Source organism: Bacteroides faecium, assembly GCF_012113595.1.
GTDB lineage: Bacteria > Bacteroidota > Bacteroidia > Bacteroidales > Bacteroidaceae > Bacteroides > Bacteroides faecium.
Map to the genome: position 1 here is coordinate 3,111,501 of NZ_CP050831.1, position 21,028 is coordinate 3,132,528.

At 40.9% G+C, this 21,028-nt stretch carries 14 protein-coding genes and 2 tRNA genes; 9 read left to right on the plus strand and 7 right to left on the minus strand.

The features are described 5' to 3' along the window. Positions 1-36 precede the first annotated feature (36 nt). The 3 genes from BacF7301_RS11010 to BacF7301_RS11020 all read left to right on the plus strand — a co-directional run bounded on the left by BacF7301_RS11010 (position 37) and on the right by BacF7301_RS11020 (position 4,810). Entirely contained in the window at positions 37-2,619 is a 2,583-nt protein-coding gene (locus BacF7301_RS11010; protein WP_245208437.1) for a M60 family metallopeptidase, read from the plus strand. 53 nt (positions 2,620-2,672) lie between these two features. Next, positions 2,673-4,082 carry a Gfo/Idh/MocA family protein gene (locus BacF7301_RS11015; protein ID WP_167967173.1) on the plus strand — a complete coding sequence of 470 codons (1,410 nt, stop codon included), beginning with the start codon at positions 2,673-2,675 and terminating at the stop codon, positions 4,080-4,082. Positions 4,083-4,264: 182 nt separating this feature from the next. Then, positions 4,265-4,810 (plus strand): RNA polymerase sigma-70 factor, encoded by a 546-nt coding sequence (locus BacF7301_RS11020; protein WP_167962744.1) that lies wholly within the window; start codon positions 4,265-4,267, stop codon positions 4,808-4,810. Between the two features lie 120 nt (positions 4,811-4,930). Here the strand turns inward: BacF7301_RS11020 and BacF7301_RS11025 are convergent, their stop codons facing one another. Continuing rightward, entirely contained in the window at positions 4,931-6,778 is a 1,848-nt protein-coding gene (locus BacF7301_RS11025; protein ID WP_167962746.1) for a right-handed parallel beta-helix repeat-containing protein, read from the minus strand. A gap of 160 nt (positions 6,779-6,938) precedes the next feature. Further along, on the minus strand, positions 6,939-7,178 hold the full coding sequence (locus tag BacF7301_RS11030) for a hypothetical protein (RefSeq protein ID WP_167962748.1): 240 nt from the start codon (positions 7,176-7,178) through the stop codon (positions 6,939-6,941). Between the two features lie 214 nt (positions 7,179-7,392). On the opposite strand from BacF7301_RS11030, the gene BacF7301_RS11035 reads away from it, so the two are divergent. The 6 genes from BacF7301_RS11035 to BacF7301_RS11060 all read left to right on the plus strand — a co-directional run bounded on the left by BacF7301_RS11035 (position 7,393) and on the right by BacF7301_RS11060 (position 18,116). After that, complete coding sequence (locus tag BacF7301_RS11035; RefSeq protein ID WP_256380259.1) at positions 7,393-8,052, plus strand: FecR family protein; 660 nt, start codon at positions 7,393-7,395, stop codon at positions 8,050-8,052. Between the two features lie 42 nt (positions 8,053-8,094). Continuing rightward, the gene (locus BacF7301_RS11040) at positions 8,095-11,493 is read left to right on the plus strand and encodes a TonB-dependent receptor (protein ID WP_167962750.1); all 3,399 of its coding nucleotides are present in this window, start codon (positions 8,095-8,097) and stop codon (positions 11,491-11,493) included. An 11-nt stretch (positions 11,494-11,504) separates the two neighbouring features. Next, on the plus strand, positions 11,505-13,409 hold the full coding sequence (locus BacF7301_RS11045; RefSeq protein ID WP_167962752.1) for a RagB/SusD family nutrient uptake outer membrane protein: 1,905 nt from the start codon (positions 11,505-11,507) through the stop codon (positions 13,407-13,409). Positions 13,410-13,430: 21 nt separating this feature from the next. After that, positions 13,431-14,300: a discoidin domain-containing protein gene (locus tag BacF7301_RS11050; RefSeq protein ID WP_245208439.1), complete on the plus strand. Its 870-nt coding sequence runs from the start codon at positions 13,431-13,433 to the stop codon at positions 14,298-14,300. Between the two features lie 167 nt (positions 14,301-14,467). After that, on the plus strand, positions 14,468-17,335 hold the full coding sequence (locus tag BacF7301_RS11055; protein WP_209319522.1) for a M60 family metallopeptidase: 2,868 nt from the start codon (positions 14,468-14,470) through the stop codon (positions 17,333-17,335). Between the two features lie 220 nt (positions 17,336-17,555). Then, on the plus strand, positions 17,556-18,116 hold the full coding sequence (locus BacF7301_RS11060) for an RNA polymerase sigma-70 factor (RefSeq protein ID WP_167962756.1): 561 nt from the start codon (positions 17,556-17,558) through the stop codon (positions 18,114-18,116). On the opposite strand, the gene BacF7301_RS11065 is transcribed toward BacF7301_RS11060, so the two are convergent. The 5 genes from BacF7301_RS11065 to BacF7301_RS11085 all read right to left on the minus strand — a co-directional run bounded on the left by BacF7301_RS11065 (position 18,088) and on the right by BacF7301_RS11085 (position 20,958). Further along, positions 18,088-19,341 (minus strand): Gfo/Idh/MocA family protein, encoded by a 1,254-nt coding sequence (locus BacF7301_RS11065; protein WP_167962758.1) that lies wholly within the window; start codon positions 19,339-19,341, stop codon positions 18,088-18,090. The genes BacF7301_RS11060 and BacF7301_RS11065 overlap by 29 nt on opposite strands. A gap of 62 nt (positions 19,342-19,403) precedes the next feature. Continuing rightward, a tRNA-Gly gene (locus BacF7301_RS11070) sits at positions 19,404-19,476 on the minus strand. 8 nt (positions 19,477-19,484) lie between these two features. Next, positions 19,485-19,567 (minus strand) — tRNA-Tyr (locus tag BacF7301_RS11075). Between the two features lie 49 nt (positions 19,568-19,616). Then, complete coding sequence (gene ribH / locus BacF7301_RS11080) at positions 19,617-20,111, minus strand: 6,7-dimethyl-8-ribityllumazine synthase (protein ID WP_167962760.1); 495 nt, start codon at positions 20,109-20,111, stop codon at positions 19,617-19,619. A gap of 163 nt (positions 20,112-20,274) precedes the next feature. After that, a complete protein-coding gene (locus tag BacF7301_RS11085; RefSeq protein ID WP_167962762.1) occupies positions 20,275-20,958 on the minus strand; it encodes a tetratricopeptide repeat protein in 684 nt (227 codons plus the stop codon). Positions 20,959-21,028: the final 70 nt, after the last annotated feature.

Below are 21,028 nucleotides of genomic sequence, written 5' to 3' on the forward strand. Positions count from 1 at the left end.
GGCTTCTTCATTCATAAACCATATAATCTACTCACCATGATTAGAAATATAATAGCCTCACTGTTGTTATCCATTTTATGGACTGCGAATATGTCATGTAGTGATAAAGACAGCGATATAACCTCTGTTTTTGAAATAGAATCAACCCAGCTGACGAAAAGCCTGGATAACAATGCAACACAAATCACCATACCTGTCAATACAACATTAAACACAAATGATTGGAATGTAGTTAGTTCTGTTAATTGGCTATTTGTAAGTAAAAAGCAGGATACGAACGGTGCGTCAATCATTATCTCCGCCAAAGCTAATGCGGGAGAAAAAAGGGAAACTATAATTAAAGTTACTTCTTCCGTCAGGAATTACTCCATCTCGATCACTCAATACGGTCCCAATGATGTAATAGTAGAAAGTGATTATTTAGTTCAGCCTTATGGTGGAAAAGATAGTGAGCATCAGCCCGGGCAAGATATCACAAATACATATGACGGAAAATTTGCGGCGGATGGAGCTGACCCTTTTCATACTCCATGGGGGCAGTCTGCACATTTCCCTGTCATATTAGAGTATTATTTTAGGGGAGATACGGAAATAGACTATTTGATTTATTATACTCGTTCCGGTAATGGAAATTTTGGAAAGCTCAGAGTATATACGACTACCAACCCCGACCGTTCCGGTTATACCTTGCAGGGAGAGTATGATTTCAAAGAGCAGAATGCTCCTTCCAAAGTTTCGTTCTCTCAGGGCGTAAAAGCGACTGGTGTCAAGTTTGAAGTATTAAGCGGTTTAGGCAATTTTGTTAGTTGTGACGAAATGCAGTTCTTTAAAAAGAATACGGATAAGACTTTGGATAAACAACTTCTGACTGTATTTACAGACGTTACTTGTACGGCGCTTAAAACGGGCGTCGACGAAGAAGCAATCAATGCATTGCCTGCTTACTTTGTTCGCATCGCGGAAGCGCTGAAAAATAATAGTTACGATGAATGGGAAAAAGAATTTAGAATTCATGAGTACGAGGCATACAGTAACGTAGAAGAATGGGCGGAAAAGTTGATGACCAAAAAATACAGTAATTTGGATAATCCGACTGGAATCTCCGTGAATGCAGGAGATGAAGTTATTGTGCTGGTAGGTGACACTCACGGACAAGACATTTCATTACAATGTATCTGGGAAACCGGAACGGATTATGTACAAACGGCAGCGAGTGGGGATGTCTATATGTTACAGCCGGGAGTTAACAAACTGATGATGAAAGGGCAAGGACAGTTGTTTGTTATGTATAATACGGATATAACTTCTTCCAGTGCCAATCCCATTAAAATACATATTCCATTGGGTAGTGGTAAAGTAAACGGGTATTTCGACTTGAAGAAGCATAGGACAGATACTAAATATTCGGAACTGCTGCACAAGGCAACGCACAAATACTTTTGTGTACGTGGCGAGAAGATTATGTTCTATTTCCATCGTACGAAAATGCTTGAGTATTTGCCGAATAATATATTGTCTGCTATCAACTTGTGGGATAATATTATAGGCTGGCAACAGGAATTGATGGGAATAGAAGATGTACGCCCTAGCCAGGTTAATAATCATATGTTTGCTATTTCTCCGGAAGGGAGTTATATGTGGGCGTCTGATTATCAAATAGCCTTTGTATATACTTATTTAGGTAACATTCTTTTGTATGACAATGTCATGGCTGCCGAAGATAATGCATGGGGACCTGCCCATGAGATTGGTCATGTGCATCAGGAAGCAATCAATTGGCCGTCGTCTACCGAATCGTCTAATAACTTGTTCTCTAATTACATCATTTATAGACTAGGAAAATATAAATCTCGTGGCCAGGGAATTAACTATCTTGCTCAAACAGTTTATGGTGACAAGAAAGCATGGTGGAACATGGGCACTTCCACTCACCAGAATGAAGATACAGAGATGCATATGCGTATGAACTGGCAATTGTGGATTTATTACGAACGTTGTAAAGGCAATGAGAATAAACCTGTATTTTGGCCTCAAGTGTTTAAGATAATGCGCGATAAATATGGGGATATTCCGGAGTCGGATCCGGGTAAACGCCAAATGGCTTTTGTAAAGGCTGTGTGTGAAGCTGCACAAGAAGATCTCACTGACTTTTTCGAAACGTGGGGATTCTTTAAAGAAGTGAATACTCAAATCGAGCAATATGGAACTTATAATTATTTGGTAACCGCTCAAATGATAGAGAATACAAAAAGTGAAATCTCCAAATATGATAAAAAGGCTGTCCCGATTCAGTACATTGAAGACCGGATTGCAAGCGATTTTCCTGCTACGGATTATCGTGCGCGAGAAGTCGGTGATGTGGGCTATTATATACAGTTCAAAAATAATATCCAAATAACGAAGCCGGTCAGTGCTGCAATTTCGGGGAAAACAGTCTCTATTGCTAATGGCGATGAAGCTGTCGCTTTTGAAATCAGAAAAGGTACGGATGGAAAAGGAGCACTATTGTACTTTGCAAATACTTTCCAATTCACAGTACCTCAATCAATAGTTGTTAACGGTGCTTCTTTATTTGCCGTGCAAGCGGATGGCGTGCGGAAATTAATTACTCAATTTTAATGTATCAACAGTCAGAATGAAAAAATAATCCCCCATTAAAACTTCAACTTATGATGAAAAAACTACTAACAATTGTTGCAATCGGTCTTGTATTATTTACTTCACAAACCGTTTATGCAAAAGGAACAAAGCTCAAAAAGAATTTTACCCCTGTAAAGGTTGAAACTCCTGCCCGTCCCGTCGGACAGAAAGATGTAATCCAACTTGTTGCTCCAAAACTTGAAACCGTACGTGTCGGTTTCATCGGATTAGGAATGCGTGGTCCCGGTGCAGTGGAACGTTGGACTCATATTCCGGGAACGCAGATTGTGGCTTTATGTGATCTTATTCCCGGACGTGCATCGGGAGCACAAGAAATTTTGAAAAAAGCAGGTCGCCCTGAAGCTGTTTTGTACTCAGGAGACGAAGAGGCGTGGAAAAAGCTTTGCGAACGGGATGATATTGACCTTGTGTATATAGCCACTGATTGGAAGCATCATGCAGAAATGGGTGTCTATGCCATGGAGCATGGTAAACATGTGGCTATCGAAGTGCCTGCCGCTATGACACTGGACGAAATCTGGCAATTAATCAACACTTCCGAAAAGACTCGTAAGCACTGTATGCAACTTGAAAACTGCGTATATGACTTTTTTGAGTTGACGTCGCTTAATATGGCGCGGCAAGGAGTGTTTGGTGAGGTGTTGCATGTAGAAGGCGCATATATCCATAATCTCGAAGATTTCTGGCCTTATTACTGGAACAATTGGCGTATGGAGTATAACCGGGAGCATCGCGGAGATGTATATGCTACACATGGCATGGGACCGGCTTGTCAAGTTCTAGGTATACACCGTGGTGATCGTATGACAACATTAGTGGCTATGGATACAAAAGCGGTCAATGGACCGGCATATATTAAGAATAAGACTGGAAAGAAAGTGGATAACTTTCAAAATGGCGATCAGACTACAACTCTTATCCGTACAGAAAATGGTAAAACGATGTTGATTCAGCATAATGTAATGACTCCACGTCCTTATAGCCGTATGTATCAGATTGTTGGGGCTGACGGTTATGCCAGCAAATATCCGATTGAAGAATATTGTTTGCGCCCTGCGCAGGTCGATTCTAAAGATGTGCCAAACCATGAACAATTAAATATGCACGGTTCTGTTCCTGAAGATGTCAAAAAGGCTTTGATGGATAAGTATAAAGATCCAATTCATAAGGAATTGGAAGAAACTGCAAAGAAAATTGGCGGACATGGCGGTATGGATTTTATAATGGATTATCGTCTGGCGTATTGTTTACAAAATGGTTTACCGTTGGATATGGATGTTTATGACCTTGCAGAATGGTGTTGTATGGCTGAACTTACCCGTCTTTCTATCGAAAATAATTCAGCTCCGGTAGAAATACCCGACTTTACTCGTGGGGGATGGAATAAGGTACAAGGCTATCGCCATGCTTTTGCACAATAAGTAGTAACGTCTTTTGATATTGATATAACAAGCGGGCCGATCTTTCCAAAGACGGTTCGCTTGTTGTCGTATCTTCTGTTTACTTAAGTCAGATGAATAAAAAGAGATGTTTTTGGATGATTTTTTCAAATAATATAGAAGTTTATTTATTTTTCTTTATATTTGTATAGTTTTTGTACAATATGGATGAACAGGAGATTTTAACTGAAGTAAAGGCTGGAAATACGACTGCATTTGAGCGTTTATATGATTGTTATTGGCTAAAAGTCTATAACTTTGCGCGGCTTTATATAACTTCTTCGTCTGAGGTTTCTGAAGTGGTACAAGATGTTTTTGTTAAAGTTTGGGAATCGAGAGAAACGTTTGATGAAACCAAGAATTTTGACGGTTTCCTTTTTATCATTACCCGTAATATCATTTTCAATTATTCGCGTAGATATTTTAATGAGTTGAATTTTAAAATGACGGCTCTAAGGGGAATTGAGAATTCGTACAATATAGAGGAAGAATTGGATGCGGCTGATTTGAAAAATTATGTTGATAGATTAATAGCCCAACTTCCACCTCAACGACAGCGCATCTTTAAGATGAGTCGCGAACAACATCTGTCTAATAAGGAAATTGCGGAACAGTGTGCAGTTACAGAAAAAGCGATAGAGCGCCAGATTACTTTGGCATTGAAGTTTATTAAAGATAATCTGCCCTTGTTCATTGTATTTATGGGATAGATTTTTTATGAGAAAAGTATCCGAAGAATAAAGAGAAAGTAGTGCTTTAGCATAAGAAAAGCATAGCTTTAGATAGGCTAAAGCTATGCTATAACGGTTTTATTACAAGCTAATAATTTATTATTTGACTTTCTGAAAGAATGAATTTTTACTAATCTTAATATCGGAAGCTTTCATCCTTTCGAATTTGACTTTTCGTCCTAATACATCTCCTTCAATCTTATTATTTGAAATAATCACAGATTTGCAAGCTTCCAGTGTGATTCCTTCTTTGCGGTAATGATACGGTTGATAGGTAGTGTCGCGTATCAGTGTGTTGTCAGAGAAGGTAAGTCCGTCTACCGAACGTGCGAAGAGAATCGGATAATCGAAAAGATGGAACGTATTTTCTACAATGCGAATGTTACGATGGTATGGATACTTTTGTTCCGGTGTCGGTATCTCCGGGTCAATACTAATCACAGCTTCGCAGAATTGATAAAGTGAAGAGTTGCACGGATAGCGAAAATCATTGTTACGTATTAATACATCCTTTACTGCGCCCGATTCATACCAGGCGTTGGCGTCTCCGGCAATCAGGATGGCGGAGCCGCTTGATTCGAACACGTTATTTTCGATAACAACTTTTCCCGGAGTAGATACAAGTAAGCCGCGCGCACGACAACTTCCGAAGTGGCAGTTGCGTATTTCCGCGTCAGGGGTGCAAGTCAGGTTTTCTATAACATATCCGGCTTCTACTCCTGTAGGAAGCGGTGCAGACAGTTCAATAATAAACTCAGCTTTGTTCAATACTTCGAATTTAGTCATTTTTCCGGTGGCTACCGTACGCATTGTATTGTGTTCTATAAATCCGATAGTTTCATTCGGGCGTCCCCATTCCATACCTTCGCTCATATCTTGCATGAATTTACACTTGATACGGGTAGGGGAGATAACTTCCATGATACGGGAGCAGGTTCCGTGAATATTGATAGGATCATCCATTAGTCCAGCCCAACTGCAATTTTCAATTTTGAGCAGACCGCTGCACCCCATAAAATGAAAGCCGTCATCGTGTCCGCTTAATACACGTCCTTTGGAAGCGTTCGGGATAATATGAACATCATCGAACGATATATTTTTGCTGTACTGCGACAAGATGCCCAATCCGCATGTGTGGAATAGCTTCAGGTTTTCCATTTTCGTGTCTTCACTATGGAAAATAAAGATACCGGCATGGTCACGAGTGCTATGCCTCAACACGAGGATGGTACCCACTGCAGGATAGAACTTGTTTGCTTCTCCTTTGGGGTCGGATAGGCGAACGCGTCCGGGACTTACTTCTACTGCGTCATAGCCACGCCAACCTAAATTGTCTCCTGTGTTGGGCAGAACGAAGTGGTTTTTGGGATCAAACTGCATGATAGACCATACACTGCTTTTCCATCCTTCACCAACAAAAGTCAGTCGTTTGTTTTCGATGATGTACGGATATTGGCAGGCGTCGATTTCGATTTCCATAAAGTCGGGCGTCAATTCGGTTACAGTGCCTTGTGCGGTCAAGGGGATATCCCAGTCTACAGTAAAATTCTTCAGTGTAATGTTTTGGCAATGATCCAAAGTGAATGGTTGCATCCGTCCGTGCATGATGAATTCCGAGCCATTGCCGTCAATGGTCAGGTTATTCACCTCGTCTAGTAACACAGCAAGTATTTTGGGGTTTACATCATATGTGTTTGTCTCGTGGTATTCCTTTTCAACGGCATGTTGTGCCCAGAAATCATATCTTCCTTTGGGAAAGACAAGCGTGGAGCCCGGGTGCTCTTTGCAGACTTTAATGGCCTTCTGTACGAATGGTACAGCATTGATACGACTATTGGGTTTTAAACCAAACTCGGTGACTGAAATAACTTTACTTGCCGAAATACTGGCGGTACAAAGTAAGAGTACAAGAAGTAAGTAAGCTTTGAATGATAAAAGTGTTTTCATGTTTTGTACATTATTATGCGATAAATTTAATATAAATACTGTTTGTTTGCTTGTAACCCTACACTTTTCTTTTAAAAAAAAGATTTTTTAGTATTTATCCTCTATTAGAAGAGGATTATTGCATAACGAATGGAAACAAGTTGTGGAATGTGGCAGAAAGCTACCATAGTTCTATATGTACTAAAGTTTTGGATCTGCCTTCACAGCTACGCTGAATATTTCTCCATATTCGTTTTTTTATTCTTGAATTAACTGGGTCATTTTCAAATTGTTTCCATTGCTTTTTCATCTCCTTTTCTACCGAGTTTCTCTTTAGTAGATTTTGTTTTTCTTCCGGCAATAAGTGTTCTGCTAGCAGTGCCCTTATCAATCTTTTTCTTTTATCTATATTTGTTTCCATTTCAATTTCGTTCTGCGATAATTAGTGCTACATATATAAATACACCGCAACTTGGCTTATCCCTACAATGAATATGTCTTTTTTTTGAAAATAGATAGCTTTTAAATGAATAGCCTTTGATTATCATTCCTTTATTTTTAGGAACAATATAGTTCATATAGAACTATGGCATACGTTGGCTGCTGCCGTTGCAATCCTCTTAGTGATAGGTAGTTTGCTCTTTTTATCTGGGAATGATAAGATAGGAGTAGAAAAATACGCCAAGATAATCGCAGAAAAGAATCAATTGTATGTGCTGCCCGATAGTACTAAAGTGTGGATGCAGCCGGGTAGCTCGATCCGGTATGCGAAAGCATTCAAGCAAGATCGGAAAGTATGGCTGGAAGGCAATTCCTTATTTGAGGTGCATAAACATCAGGGAAGTACATTTCAAGTATATATTAACGATGCATTTATAGAGGTGAAAGGAACTTGTTTTTTGGTGAAGCAGGAGGACGCACACTGTAGTGAGGTCACTTTATTTGAAGGTAAGATTGAATTTAATATTCCATCTATCGGGCAGAAGACGGTGATGCGTCCCTTGCAGAAGCTCACTTACAATCCGGTTGATTCACAGTCACAGATAAGTGACATTGCTAATATCAGCTGGGAGGACGGGAGATATAACTTTAAGGATGTCCCATTGACCCAGTTAATTCAAACCGTAGGTCAGATGTATCATGCTGATATTCTCCTGCAAGGAGTACACAAGGATGAGTCTTCATTTAGCGGTAGTATTCATTATAATGAACCTTTGGACAATGTGCTGAACAAGATTTGTTTTAGCCTGAATCTTAACGTCCGGAAAGCCGATGGCCGGATTATTCTTTACTAATTTATTTTTATTAACCATATGTCTAATCAAATTATTAAAAGCATGAGAAAGTTACTCAGTTTACACTGTGGTGTGCGATATATCAGATATATCGTGCTGGTTTTGCTTTTTTATCCGTTGACAGTCCTTGGTGCTCAAGGTCATATTACGGTTAAAGGGCAGTCTATTACAATTAAAGAGGCTATTATGCTTATAGAAAAAAACAGTAATTATGTTTTCTTCTATAATGCTGCCGATTTAAAAAATATTCGATTGAAAAACATTAATTGTTCGGGTACAATTGATAAGGTGTTGAATGAAGTTTTTGCTAATACCGGAATCAGCTATTTAATTCAAGGCAATGATGTAGTTCTAAAAGTGAGTAAGGCAGAATCTACCCAACAGGTCAAAAAGACAGAAATTGTGGGTGTCGTGACCGATGCACGTACAGGGGAGTCTATCATTGGTGCAAGTGTTGCTATTGTGGGAAGTGCAACGGGAGTCATCACGGATATGGATGGTAAGTTTGTCCTTCAGGCAAGTCCGAAGGATGTTTTGAGAATATCCTATGTAGGATATACCGCTAAAGAAGTGAAGGTAGGCAATAAGAAGGTACTTGCCATTGATTTGTCAGAAGATGCACAGGCACTTGATGAGGTGGTAGTGACAGCTTATGGAACAGGACAAAAGAAAGCAAGTATGGTAGGTTCGGTACAGGCTATCCGTCCGGCTGAATTGAAAGTTCCTTCGACGAATCTCTCCAATTCGTTTGCAGGACGTTTGTCCGGTGTGGTAGCTGTTCAACGTTCCGGTCGTCCCGGCGCAGATGGTTCTGATTTCTGGATTCGGGGAATTTCAACCTTGAGTCAGGCTACATCGCCTCTGATTATCATTGATGGTGTGCAGGTATCTTCCGCTGATTTGAATGCATTGGATCCGGAAGTGATTGACGGTTTCTCCATCTTGAAGGATGCTACCGCTACGGCAATGTACGGAACTCGTGGTGCAAACGGTGTAATGATTGTCACTACTAAATCCGGACAGAATCTGGACAAGCCGATTATAAACTTCCGTGTAGAGGGACAGGTCAGCCAACCTACCAAGACTCCTAAGTTCGTGGACGGAGCTACGTATATGGAGCTGTTCAATGAAGCTGTGAAGAATGATGGCAGTCCGGACGTTTTGTATAGTCAGGATAAGATTAACGGGACGCGTATGAAACTGAACCCGTATGTTTTTCCGGATGTGGACTGGTATGATGAGATGTTTAATAATGTAGCTTTTAATGAGAAAGTGAACTTTAACATCCGTGGCGGAGGAAAGAAAATTGATTATTTTTCAAGTATCTCGGTCAATCACGAATCGGGTATGCTGAAGAATCGTTCTAAGGACTTTTTCTCTTATAACAATAATATTGACGTGATGCGTTATGCTTTTCAGAACAATATTAATGCATACCTCAGCAAAACGTCCAAGTTGTCAGTGAGATTGAACGTACAACTTCGTGACTTGCGTGAGCCCAACCGCGGTATTGATGATATTTTTGCGGATGCTATGAACTCAAGTCCGGTTGAAGCACCTGTTTTCTATGAACCGGACGGAACAACCAGTCATGTGAAATGGGGTACGACCGACCGTTTGATTACGGCTTATCAGGGGAATCCGGTTGCTCAGTTGGCTACGGGGTATAATGATACATTTGAAAGTACGGTTATTGCTGCTCTTGAGTTTGAACAGAAATTAGACTTTCTGACCAAGGGGCTTCGGTTTAAGGCATTGGGAACGTTCAAGAACTGGTCGAAATCTGTCAATAAATATAGTGCCGAATGGAATAAATATTTGTTGGGGTCATATGAACAGAATGAAGACGGTTCGTATAGCTACACCACAAATAGGGTAGGCAACGAAGTGTCAACCGACTTGAACAATACCATTGCTACGGCGGGAGATCGCCGGATTTATCTGGAAGCAATGGTTGATTATAACCGTACATTCGGAAAGCATGATGTTAATGCCATGTTGCTTTATAATCAAGACGAACTTGTCAATAATGTGCCGAGTGGCGATACAGGCAGCCAAAGACTTATCAGCTCGCTGCCCAAACGTAAACAAGGTCTTGCCGGACGACTTTCGTATGCATACGACGGAAAATATATGGCGGAAGTCAATATGGGCTATAATGGTTCGGAGAATTTTGCGAAGGGACATCGCTGGGGATTTTTCCCTTCCATAGCGCTGGGATATAATATCAGTGAAGAAAGTTTCTTTGAACCTCTGCGTAAGGTTGTTACCAGTATGAAATTACGCGGCTCATGGGGATTGGTCGGTAATGACCAGATTGGTGGTGAAAGGTTTATTTATATGCCTATGATTAATCTGTCTGGTATGGGATTTACTACCGGTATTGACCAGAACTATGGATTGGACGGACCGGTTTATACCCGTTATGAAAACACTAATATAACTTGGGAGGTGGGAGAAAAGATCAATCTTGGTATTGACTTGCAATTATTGAACAGCCTGAACATTGTTGTCGATGTTTTCCGTGAGACTCGTAGAGATATATTCCAGAAAAAAGGAACTATTCCTACTTATCTGGGAACCGGAAAGACCGATGTGTTTGGTAATCTTGCCGAGATGAAAAATCAGGGACTTGACCTCTCTATTGATTATAACAAGGCATTCAGCAAGGATTTCTATATGAACTTTAAGGGAACGTTCACTTACGCCCACAATGAGATTACTAAATATGATGAAGCTCCTAAATATGCCTTCCAGTCGAAAGTCGGTCAGAGTGCCAATGTTAACCAGGGATATTTGTCGAACGGGTTATTTTTAGATGAGGCTGAAATAGACCGCTACAATCAACAGATGGGTTCTACACTGGGAGCAGGCGATATCAAATACCTCAATGTGTCGAATATGCATGGGTATGGAGATGATATAGTGGACGTGGACGACTGGACATGGATTGGAAATCCTACAGTTCCTGAAATCGTATATGGTTTCGGTCCTTCGTTCAAATATAAAAACTGGGACTTCTCTTTCTTCTTTCAGGGAGTAGCGAAAACTTCATTGTTTATGAGTGGATTCCATCCTTTCGGTGATAACTCGTTGCGTAATGTGCTGCAATTTGTGGCAGATGACAGATGGTCGCCGACGAATCAGAATGTAGATGCGAAATATCCGCGTTTGACTCGTAAAACTAGTTTGAATAATACGAATCCCGGTAGCTCCGGTCGTACATCTGATTATTGGATGCGTGACGGTTCGTTCTTGAAACTGAAAAATATGGAGATTGGATATACATTTAAAAGAATGCGTTTCTATGTTAGCGGTTCCAACTTGTTGACATTCTCCAAGTTTGATTTATGGGATCCGGAACAGGGAGGCGGAAGCGGGCTGAAATATCCTACACAACGTGTCTTTAATGTAGGTTTCCAAATGACTTTCAATAATTAAATTTACATAGTATGAAAAATATAATAAAATATCTGTTTTTAGCATTGTTTGCGGGAACTGTTATGGTGTCCTGTGATTTTCTGGATGTGGTACCGGCGGAGAAAGCCAGTGATAAAGATGCTTTTTCCAGTCCTAAAGCAGCGGAAAGATTTCTGTATTCATGTTATGGATATATACCGCAGATTAATAAGGTGCAGAATTGTCTGGATTTCAGTGGAGATGAGATTATAAGTCCTTTTACTCAGGAAGCATATGTAAAATTTGCCGAAGGTGTTTATACTTCGGGAAACTTGATCATCAGTTATTGGAACGATTTGTTTCTAGGTATCCGCCAATGTTATTTGTTGAAGCAGAATATAAACTCTGTTCCCCGCATTGATCAGGCAACTATAGACAGTTATGTGGCTCAGGCTGATTTCCTGATCGCTTATTTTCATATGCTGTTGATTAAATGCTATGGTCCTGTCGTATTAGTGAAGGAACTGCCGGTTTTGGATACTCCAAAAGATAATTTATTGGGACGTACCTCTTATGACGAATGTGTACAGTGGACTTGTGATATGTTTGACAGTGCTGCCGGAAGACTGCCGGCAACCCGGACGGGGTCGGAATATGGCCTTGTAACCAGTGTGGCTGCCAAAGCTCTTAAAGCCAGATTATTGCTTTATGCGGCTTCTCCCTTGTTTAATGGTAATACGGAATATTACAATGACTTTGTCGGCACGGACGGTAGTCCGTTGATGCCTCTTTCTTATGACGAAAATAAGTGGAAAAAGGCAGCGGATGCCGCACTTGAGGCAATTAATCTGGCTGAGTCTAACGGGTATAGTTTATATGAGATGAAAGAAGGGGACTTGAGCGGCTATCCCGAACCTCAGGATTTGACACAGCGTACGATGCGTTTTACATTTATGGATAAGGACAATTCAAAAGAGGTGTTGTTTGCCGAGACGCGTAAGGCGGGTGCATATGGTTTACAGGCTAAATCCTTGCCTTATCTGAGTGATGGTTCCTGGAATGGTGTTGCACCAACTTTGACTATGGTGGAGCGCTTTTATACGAAAAACGGACTTCCAATTGACGAAGATCCTGAGTTTGATTATCAGAATCGCTTCTCGGTAGTTCCGTTTCCCGATGATGCTGCTTATGGTGAAGGACAAACTTTGAAGATGAATATTGACCGCGAACCTCGTTTTTATGCCTGGATTGCATTTCAGAATGGTTATTATGAATGCCAGGCAGAGTCTAAGGAGGATGCCTATGTAGCGAAAGCTGAACGTGCGGAAGGTAAGAAATGGTTGACGGATTTTACAGAACAGGGAAATTGCGGCAAGCAGGGCAGAAATAATAACTACTCAAAAACCGGATACTTGAATAAAAAAGGTGTTCATCCGGGAGTGGCCGCTTCCAAATCGCAGAAAGATCCTTCCAAGGATTATCCGTGGCCGGTCATTCGTCTGGCGGAATTGTATCTGAACTATGCGGAAGCATGTATCGCCTATGATAAAGAAGGTTATCTTGAAAAGGGGATGGAGAAACTGGATAGAGTGCGTCAGCGTGCCGGACTCCTTTCTGTTAAGGATTCCTGGAAGAATGCGAAGAATCCTATAGTGAGCTATACGGGAAATGGTGGCCTGAACGGCAAATTGACAGAAATTGTAAGACAGGAGAGAATGATAGAACTTTATCTGGAACAACAGAACTTCTGGGATATTCGTCGTTGGAAACTGGGGGACAAGTACTTTAATGTGCCGGTAAGGGGTATGAATATTGATGCTACTGATATTAGTGGCTTTGCTACTGTGAAAACTCTTCCTGACGTGCGTAATTTTGATACTCCGCGCCAATATTTGTTGCCGGTCCCGGCTGAAGAAGTGAGCAAGAATCCTAATATGGTGCAGAATCCTAATTATTAATGAAATTTTAGCATGACTGTTATGAAGAAAAATATATTTTTATTGGTTGTCACCCTACTCTTGACAGGGTTTGCTGGTTGCAGTGACGAAGATACAAAGCCTGTTGTTCCTTCTGATGTGATTGATTTAAGTGCCGATACTCAAGATAAGCCAGGTTATATTGTGCTTCGTTGGGTTACGCCTGATGATAATACGATCAGATATATAAAAGTATCTTATTATGATTATTTATTGGAACAGGATGTGGTGAGGCTGGCCAGTGTTTATGCGGATAGTGTGTTGATTCCGGATACGCGTAAAAAGTTCGGAGAATATGAATTTAAGATCCAGTCTTATAGTGAAACGGGTGATGTGGGAAATGTCCAGACAATCCGGGCTGTTTCGGAACCGGCTCCGGTACAAGTGGTTTTCGGAGAGTCCAAACAATTGGTATTGACCGTGGACCAGTTGTCAACGAATGCTCAGGAAGCTTCGGAAGGACCTATAGCAAATCTTATTGACGGGAATACCGGTTCTTATTTTCATACGGCTTGGAGCGGGACTGTTCCTTCGTCTCCTCACTGGTTCCAGATAGATACAAAAAAAGAAATCACTTACTTTAAGTATGAGTCGGTGGCACGTAATGGAAACAACATCCCTGATGATGTGGATATTATGGGTAGTAATGACGGAGTCAATTTTGAATTGATTGAGAATCTCACAAAGGATAAGAATGGAATGTTGATGAGTACAACTCCATATATGTCTCCTGTTCTGGGGGATAATTCCAAGCCCTATCGTTATATACGCTATTCGGTAAACCATACAAATACAGGTTCTGTCTTTTTCAGTATGGCGGAATTCAAATTATTTGAGGTTAATGCAAGTGTTGTTGATCCGGAGGCTGAATAATTAGGTTACAGGATGCTGTAGATATTCAGATAATAGGATAAGCTTTGTCTTATGGGCAAATCAGGCGGAAATTATAAATGCTTCTTTTCAAGAATTATTTTGGATTTCCGCCTTTTTATTTGATGCTTTGGTTATTCGATGAAAGTATTACATAATACGTATTATAGATGGTAAATTATTATATAAAAAAATGCTTGTTGGTTCTCCTTGTATTTGTACCATTGGGTTTGGCTTTTTCTTGCTCAAGCGATGAGGAAGTATTGGTGGTCGATTTATCCGTAAATAAGGAGATTGTGGATTTTAGCAGTGAAGCGGGAATACAAAATATAACGGTTTCAACCAATGCTTCAATTTGGGAAGCGAAGGCGGATAAAAGTTGGTGTACTCTTTCCGTTGCGGGGAAGATCTTGAAGATTTCTGTCGATGAAAGTGAGGAACGGCTGGTACGTGAAGCCACTGTAACAATTAAGGCAGAAGGGCAAATGCGGACAATCAAGGTTCGGCAGTTAGGATATGAAGCTGCTATATTGATTGATAAGAATGTTTTTGAGGTGGAGGTTATTGGAAAAGAGATAACTTTTGATGTTACTGCGAATGTAGAAGTGAGTGCCGGCTTCCCTGATTGGATCTCGGAGAAAGTAAAATCCCGTGCACCGGAGATGGTAACATCGACTCATACTTATGTGGTGAAAAGCAGTACATTGGATGAAAAGCGGGAAGGCGCCATAGTCTTTACTGAAGTTTTGCCGGCAGGTGCCCCGGAAGAAAGTGTGCCGGTTTCTGCTTCGGTCCAGATTTCACAGCATGGACTGAATGAATACAATGGAGGAGCAGGAGAGGATATTGAAGGAGATATTAAAGTGAAGGTAGTGAGTGGGACTGATTCTTCTCACCAGGGTGAGGATGGTATTGAGAAATCTTTTGATGGTGATTATACAACACTGTATCATTCGAACTGGTTAAATGGCGGAACAAATTATTTTCCTATTACGCTGACTTATAATTTTGCGGAAGCGTCTGATGTGGATTATCTGATTTATTATCCCCGTTCTACAGGATATAATGGCCATTTCAAAGAGGTGGAAATCCAGTACTCGGAAGATGGAAATACATTTACGAAGTTACTTGATAAGGATTTTGAAGGCTCTGCAACAGCTACCAGGGTAGCTTTTAATAATACGGTTCGTGCCATTTCTATTCGTTTTATCGTAAAGAGCGGAGCAGGAGATGGTCAGGGATTTGCTTCTTGTGCTGAGATGGAGTTTTATACCAAAAATCTGAATGCGTTTGATTATTCTACTCTTTTTGAAGACGAGACATGCAGCAACCTGAAAGCGGGAGTCACAGAAGCAGACATCGAGAACTGTAACTATCCTTTCTTTAAGAATCTGGCTTATTATATGTTCAAAGGAAAGTATGACAGGAACTTCCGTGTGGCAGATTACAAAGCGTTTCCGCATCCGGATATTCAGTCGGAAACTCACAAGACAAATCCGTATAGCCTTCTTGACAACCCGACAGGAATTTCGGTAGGAGCAGGTGAAACGTTGGTAGTGATGGTGGGTGATACATACGGACAGAGTATAGGGATGAAGGTGCAGAATTTGGACGCACCGGGAAGTGATGGTTTCGGAGGAGTTACCTATCCGTTGTATCGCGGTATTAATAAACTGACGATGACAGGAAAAGGATTGGTATATGTAATGTATCATACTAAAAGTCTGGAAGAAGCAGAAAGAGCACAACCTGTTAATATTCATTTTGCTTCGGGCACAGTGAATGGTTATTTTGATTCGCAGAATGAGGATCACCGAGGGCGTTGGAGTGAATTGTTGGGTAAGGCTACGGATAAATATTTTGATGTGATAGGCAAATATGCGCATCTGACTTTTGAAACCAATGACTTCAGAAAGTATGCTGCCACCAATGGTGATGAATTGATTGACCTTTATGATAAGATTGCTTATAGTGAGATGCAACTTCTCGGATTGGAAAAATATGACAGGGTGTTCAAAAATAGGATATATTTGAATGTCATGTACCAGTCTTTTATGTATGCAACTGCTTATCATACTGCTTATAACCAGACAACAATGGGAGATGTTTGTGACCCGGATGTGCTGAAAACCACCGGTTGTTGGGGACCTGCTCATGAAATAGGGCACTGCAATCAGACACGTCCGGGAGTCAAGTGGATAGGATTGACTGAGGTGACTAACAATATCATGTCCGAATATATACAGACTACTGTTTTCGGGCAGCCTTCACGGATACAGACTGAAGATATGGGAGCGGTATACCGCAATAGGTATTCGAAGGCATGGAACGGTATTATTGTTCCGAAGGCTTCTCATGCTAATTTTACAAATATAGATGATTCGGATGATGTCTTTTGTAAGTTGGTTCCTTTTTGGCAACTGGAACTTTACTTTGGTAAAGTGCTTGGACGGACACCGCTCCAACAGTCGGATTATGGTGGCTTCTATCCCGAAGTTTTCGAATATGCCCGTACGAAGAACTATGGTGGCATGAGTGAAGGAGAAATACAGCTTGATTTTGTGTACAACTGTTGTGTAGCAGCCCGGATAAACTTACTTGATTTTTTTGAAAAGTGGGGATTCTTGACTCCTGTGGATAGGTCGATTGAAGATTATGAAACAAAAACGCTGAAGATTACTGAGGAAATGGTTAGTAAGTTAAAGGAGAAAGTGGAGAGTTTGGGATATGAAAAATTGCAGGATGTAGCTTTAGAATACATTTCAGATAATACATGGGAGTTGTATCGGAATCGCCCTCAGGTAGTACCTGGGGAAAATGCGACCCGGAATGGCAATACCATTACAATCAGAAACTGGCAGAATGTGGTAGCCTATGAAGTGGAGAACCAGTCCGGCAAACTTGTCTTTATCTCTAGTGGTGAGACGACGCCTTCTGCTACCGATGTATTTACACTTTCCGGTGATTGGAAGGACGGGCATAAACTTTATGCTGTATCAGTGACAGGAAAACGGACGGAAGTGCCGATGGTGAATTAAATATATATGTGCAAATTATGCCATAGATTAACGCAGAGTTGTTTTGTCCGTTTGTATTAGGTTATTACAACATACTGCGTTGATTTATGGCATTTTTCTTATGATGTATTCACAATGATATAAATAAAAAAGATAAAATGGAATTTTGAAATTAATTGGCTCGCCATAGTATATTTTATTTTAAATATATTACTTTTGTCTATCATAAGTTTTGAGCGATATGGAGGAAAAAGAGCTGATTAATCAAATGAAAAATGGCAATAATATTGCCTTTGCTACGTTGTATGATTATTATTGGCAGAAAGTTTATAATTTTACCAAGCTTTATGTAACTTCTTCTGATACAATTTCTGAGATTGTTCAAGATGTTTTTGTGAAATTTTGGGAGGCTCGCCATTTATTGGATAACAATAAAAGAGTGGAAGGCTTCCTGTTTATTATTACCCGGAATATCATTTTTAATAAAGCACGGAGCAAGGTTCGTGAAGATATGTTCAAAATGACGATACTGCGTTCAATAGAGAACGAAGAACCGTATAATCAGGAAGACCAGATGGTGGCAGAAGACCTAAAAGAATATATCGACCAGCTCATTGCTGTATTACCCAAGCGGCAACGCGAAATATTCTTGATGAGCAGAGAGGAAAATATGACTTATCGGGAGATTGCCGCCCGTTGCGGTATTGGTGAAAAAGCCGTGGAACGTCATATCTACCTTACTCTGAAATTCCTGAAAAAGAATCTTCTTCTGTTTATTTTATTTTCCACGCTCCCCGAGTAAAGTCTGGTATTTCTATCGCCATGCTTTTGTTTAATACTGATTTCTCGCTTAGTTCTGTGATACACGACCATTCGGCTGCGTCATATACGTCCATATCCAGTGGAAGCCCGTTGCGCAGGCAATAAATAAGGCGATAATCCATTACATAGTTCATTTCGTTAGGTAATCCTTTACGGTGCGCTTCTTCACCGATAGTCGCGCTGAAAGGGTGTTTGTAGCGTGCCAGTGTTTTCTCCAGTCTTTCCCCTGTGAGTGGTGTATCACCGTTCGGATCCAGTGCTATACATGGAACCGGATATTTTTGTGCAAAGCCCAGTGTTCCGCATACTGTTTGCAGGCGGCTGTAAGGACGTGGGGTAGATACATCATATTGAAGCATGATTGTTTTTCCCTTGATTGTATGGATAAGAGTCGTATTGACATCTCCCAGTTGATATTTCTGGCAGGCTTCCGGTGAGTACTCACCAAACATCCGGCGGGCATATTCGGTCATTCCTGCCTGATGGGTAGACATAGAAACAAGATATTCCATCCGGTCGCTACGATGAATGTCGAGAATCTGGCAGGCGGGGCCCAGACCATGAGTGGGGTAGGGATTGCCGGTATGTTCAATGCTGTACTTCTTTCCCCAGTGGTTGTGATAGCCGCCTTCGCTTTCCTCGGCAAAATACATCGAACGAAGGTCATGGATATAGGCTCCTTCTACGTGCATAATCTCTCCGAGTATTCCTCGGCGGGCCATATTGAGAGTAGTCAGTGCGAAAGGATCGTAGCAGCAGTTCTCTAACATGATGCAGTGACGTCGTGTTTTCTCTGCCGTATCGACCAGTTTCCAACATTCTTCTACGCTCATGGCTGCCGGAACTTCGATAGCTACGTGTTTGTTGCATTCCATGGCAAAGGTAGCCATCGGTGTATGCATCAGCCAATCAGTGCAGATGAAAACTAAATCCAGCCCGTCCGACTCGCACATCTTTTTCCAGCCGTCTGTCCCGGTGTATCCGATGGCGTCAGGGCGATTTGCTTCTTTTAATAGCTGCTGGGCTTTGTGAAGGTTACCTTCCCTGATTTCGCAGAGAGCCTTGATCTCTACACCTTCTATTTGGAGATAACGTTGCAGGGTGAGCAATCCCCGGTTGCCCAATCCTATGATTCCGATATGAACGGTTGGGATAGGGGGGAGCGCTAACCGGAGTACGTGAGTTTGTGTCAGAGAATCTTTCATAATTATAGCGGTCTAAAGTAAAACAAAAAAAGAGAATCTAATTTCTCAGATTCTCTTTGGAGAGCGGAAGACGGGGCTCAAACCCGCGACCCTCAGCTTGGAAGGCTAATGCTCTATCAACTGAGCTACTTCCGCAATTTTTGTGGGCAAAGATGGATTCGAACCACCGAAGTCGAAAGACAGCAGATTTACAGTCTGCCCCATTTGGCCACTCTGGTATTTGCCCTTTTTGCTTTCGAGATAGTTTGTTTCTCAATCGCGGTGCAAAGATACAACTATTTATTTAAACTCCAAACAAAATCAATCATTTTTATTGCAGAAATTGCACATTCGTCTCCTTTGTTACCCAGCTTGCCACCGGCACGATCCTCTGCTTGCTCCATGGTATTAGTGGTAATTAATCCGTAAATAACTGGTATATCGCCAGTTGCGTTTAATTCGGTAATTCCTTGAGTGGCTCCCATACAAACATAATCAAAATGTGGAGTATCTCCCTTAATTACGCAACCGATTGCAATAATTGCATCGATATCGCAATTTTCCATCATTTGGTTGGCACCGAAAGTAAGTTCAAAACTTCCCGGAACAGTTTTCACTAAAATGTTTTCTTCTTTAGCTCCGTGTTTTTTCAATGTTTCGACTGCGCCTTTCAGCAAAGCACCTGTAATATTGAAATTCCATTCGGATACGACGATACCGAATTTCATATCTTCAGCGTTCGGAACGGAGTTGAAATCATATTCGGATAAATTATGATAAGCTGTTGCCATAATAAATTGAGAATTGAGAATTAAAAATTAAAAAATGAAAGTTTGGAAAAGGTTGAGAATAAAGCACGGATTACACGGATTTCACGGTTGTAGTTGATAACTGTTTTAATCCGTGTCAATCTGTGTAATCCGTGCCTGAATATCTTATATATAATAAGGTATATTATTTCTTCATCAACTTAGCCTGCTCGATATATTTGTCGATGTCCATAGCTTGGTAAGATTGGAAGTATTTGTCCTTGATCTTAGTATAAGCTTTTATAGCGTCGTCAAATTTACTTTGTTTCACCAGGATTTCTCCGGCTTGTACCAGGAAGATCGGGCTCAATGTGTTGTTATCAGCTTTGTCTGCTGCCGAGAGCAAAGTAGAAGCTGCTTTATCCAATTGGCCGAGTTGTGCGTAGCAGTTACCGGCAGCACCCAAAATTGCCGGAGCAACCATTTGGTCGTTTCCGTTGAAACTATCCAGCATCTTCACTGCTTCTTCGTATTTGCCGAGTTGTGCATAGCAAATACCTGCATAAGCTTTCGCTAAATTAGCGGCTTTTGTTCCGCTGTAGTCATCTGCTACTTTCAGAAAACCTGCAAAACCGATGCTGTCACCGTTCAGTGCTTGCTCGAAAGCATCCTGTTCAAAGTATTCCTGTCCTTTGAAAAGAGCTGCCTGTGCTTTTTCTTCACGTGGTTCAGCATAGAGGTTCTTATACATGATAAAACCTGCTACAATAATAATCACAGCAACAACACCGCCGATGATTGCGTTTTTGTACTTGATAAGAAATGCTTCCGATTGTGTCAGTGCATCTTCTACGTTCAGATGTTCGTTCTGATTCTTTTGTTCTGCCATTTTATATGATTCTTTTTGTTATTATTCACGGTTTGATATTTCGACTCGCAAAAGTAGTTTTTTTATATCT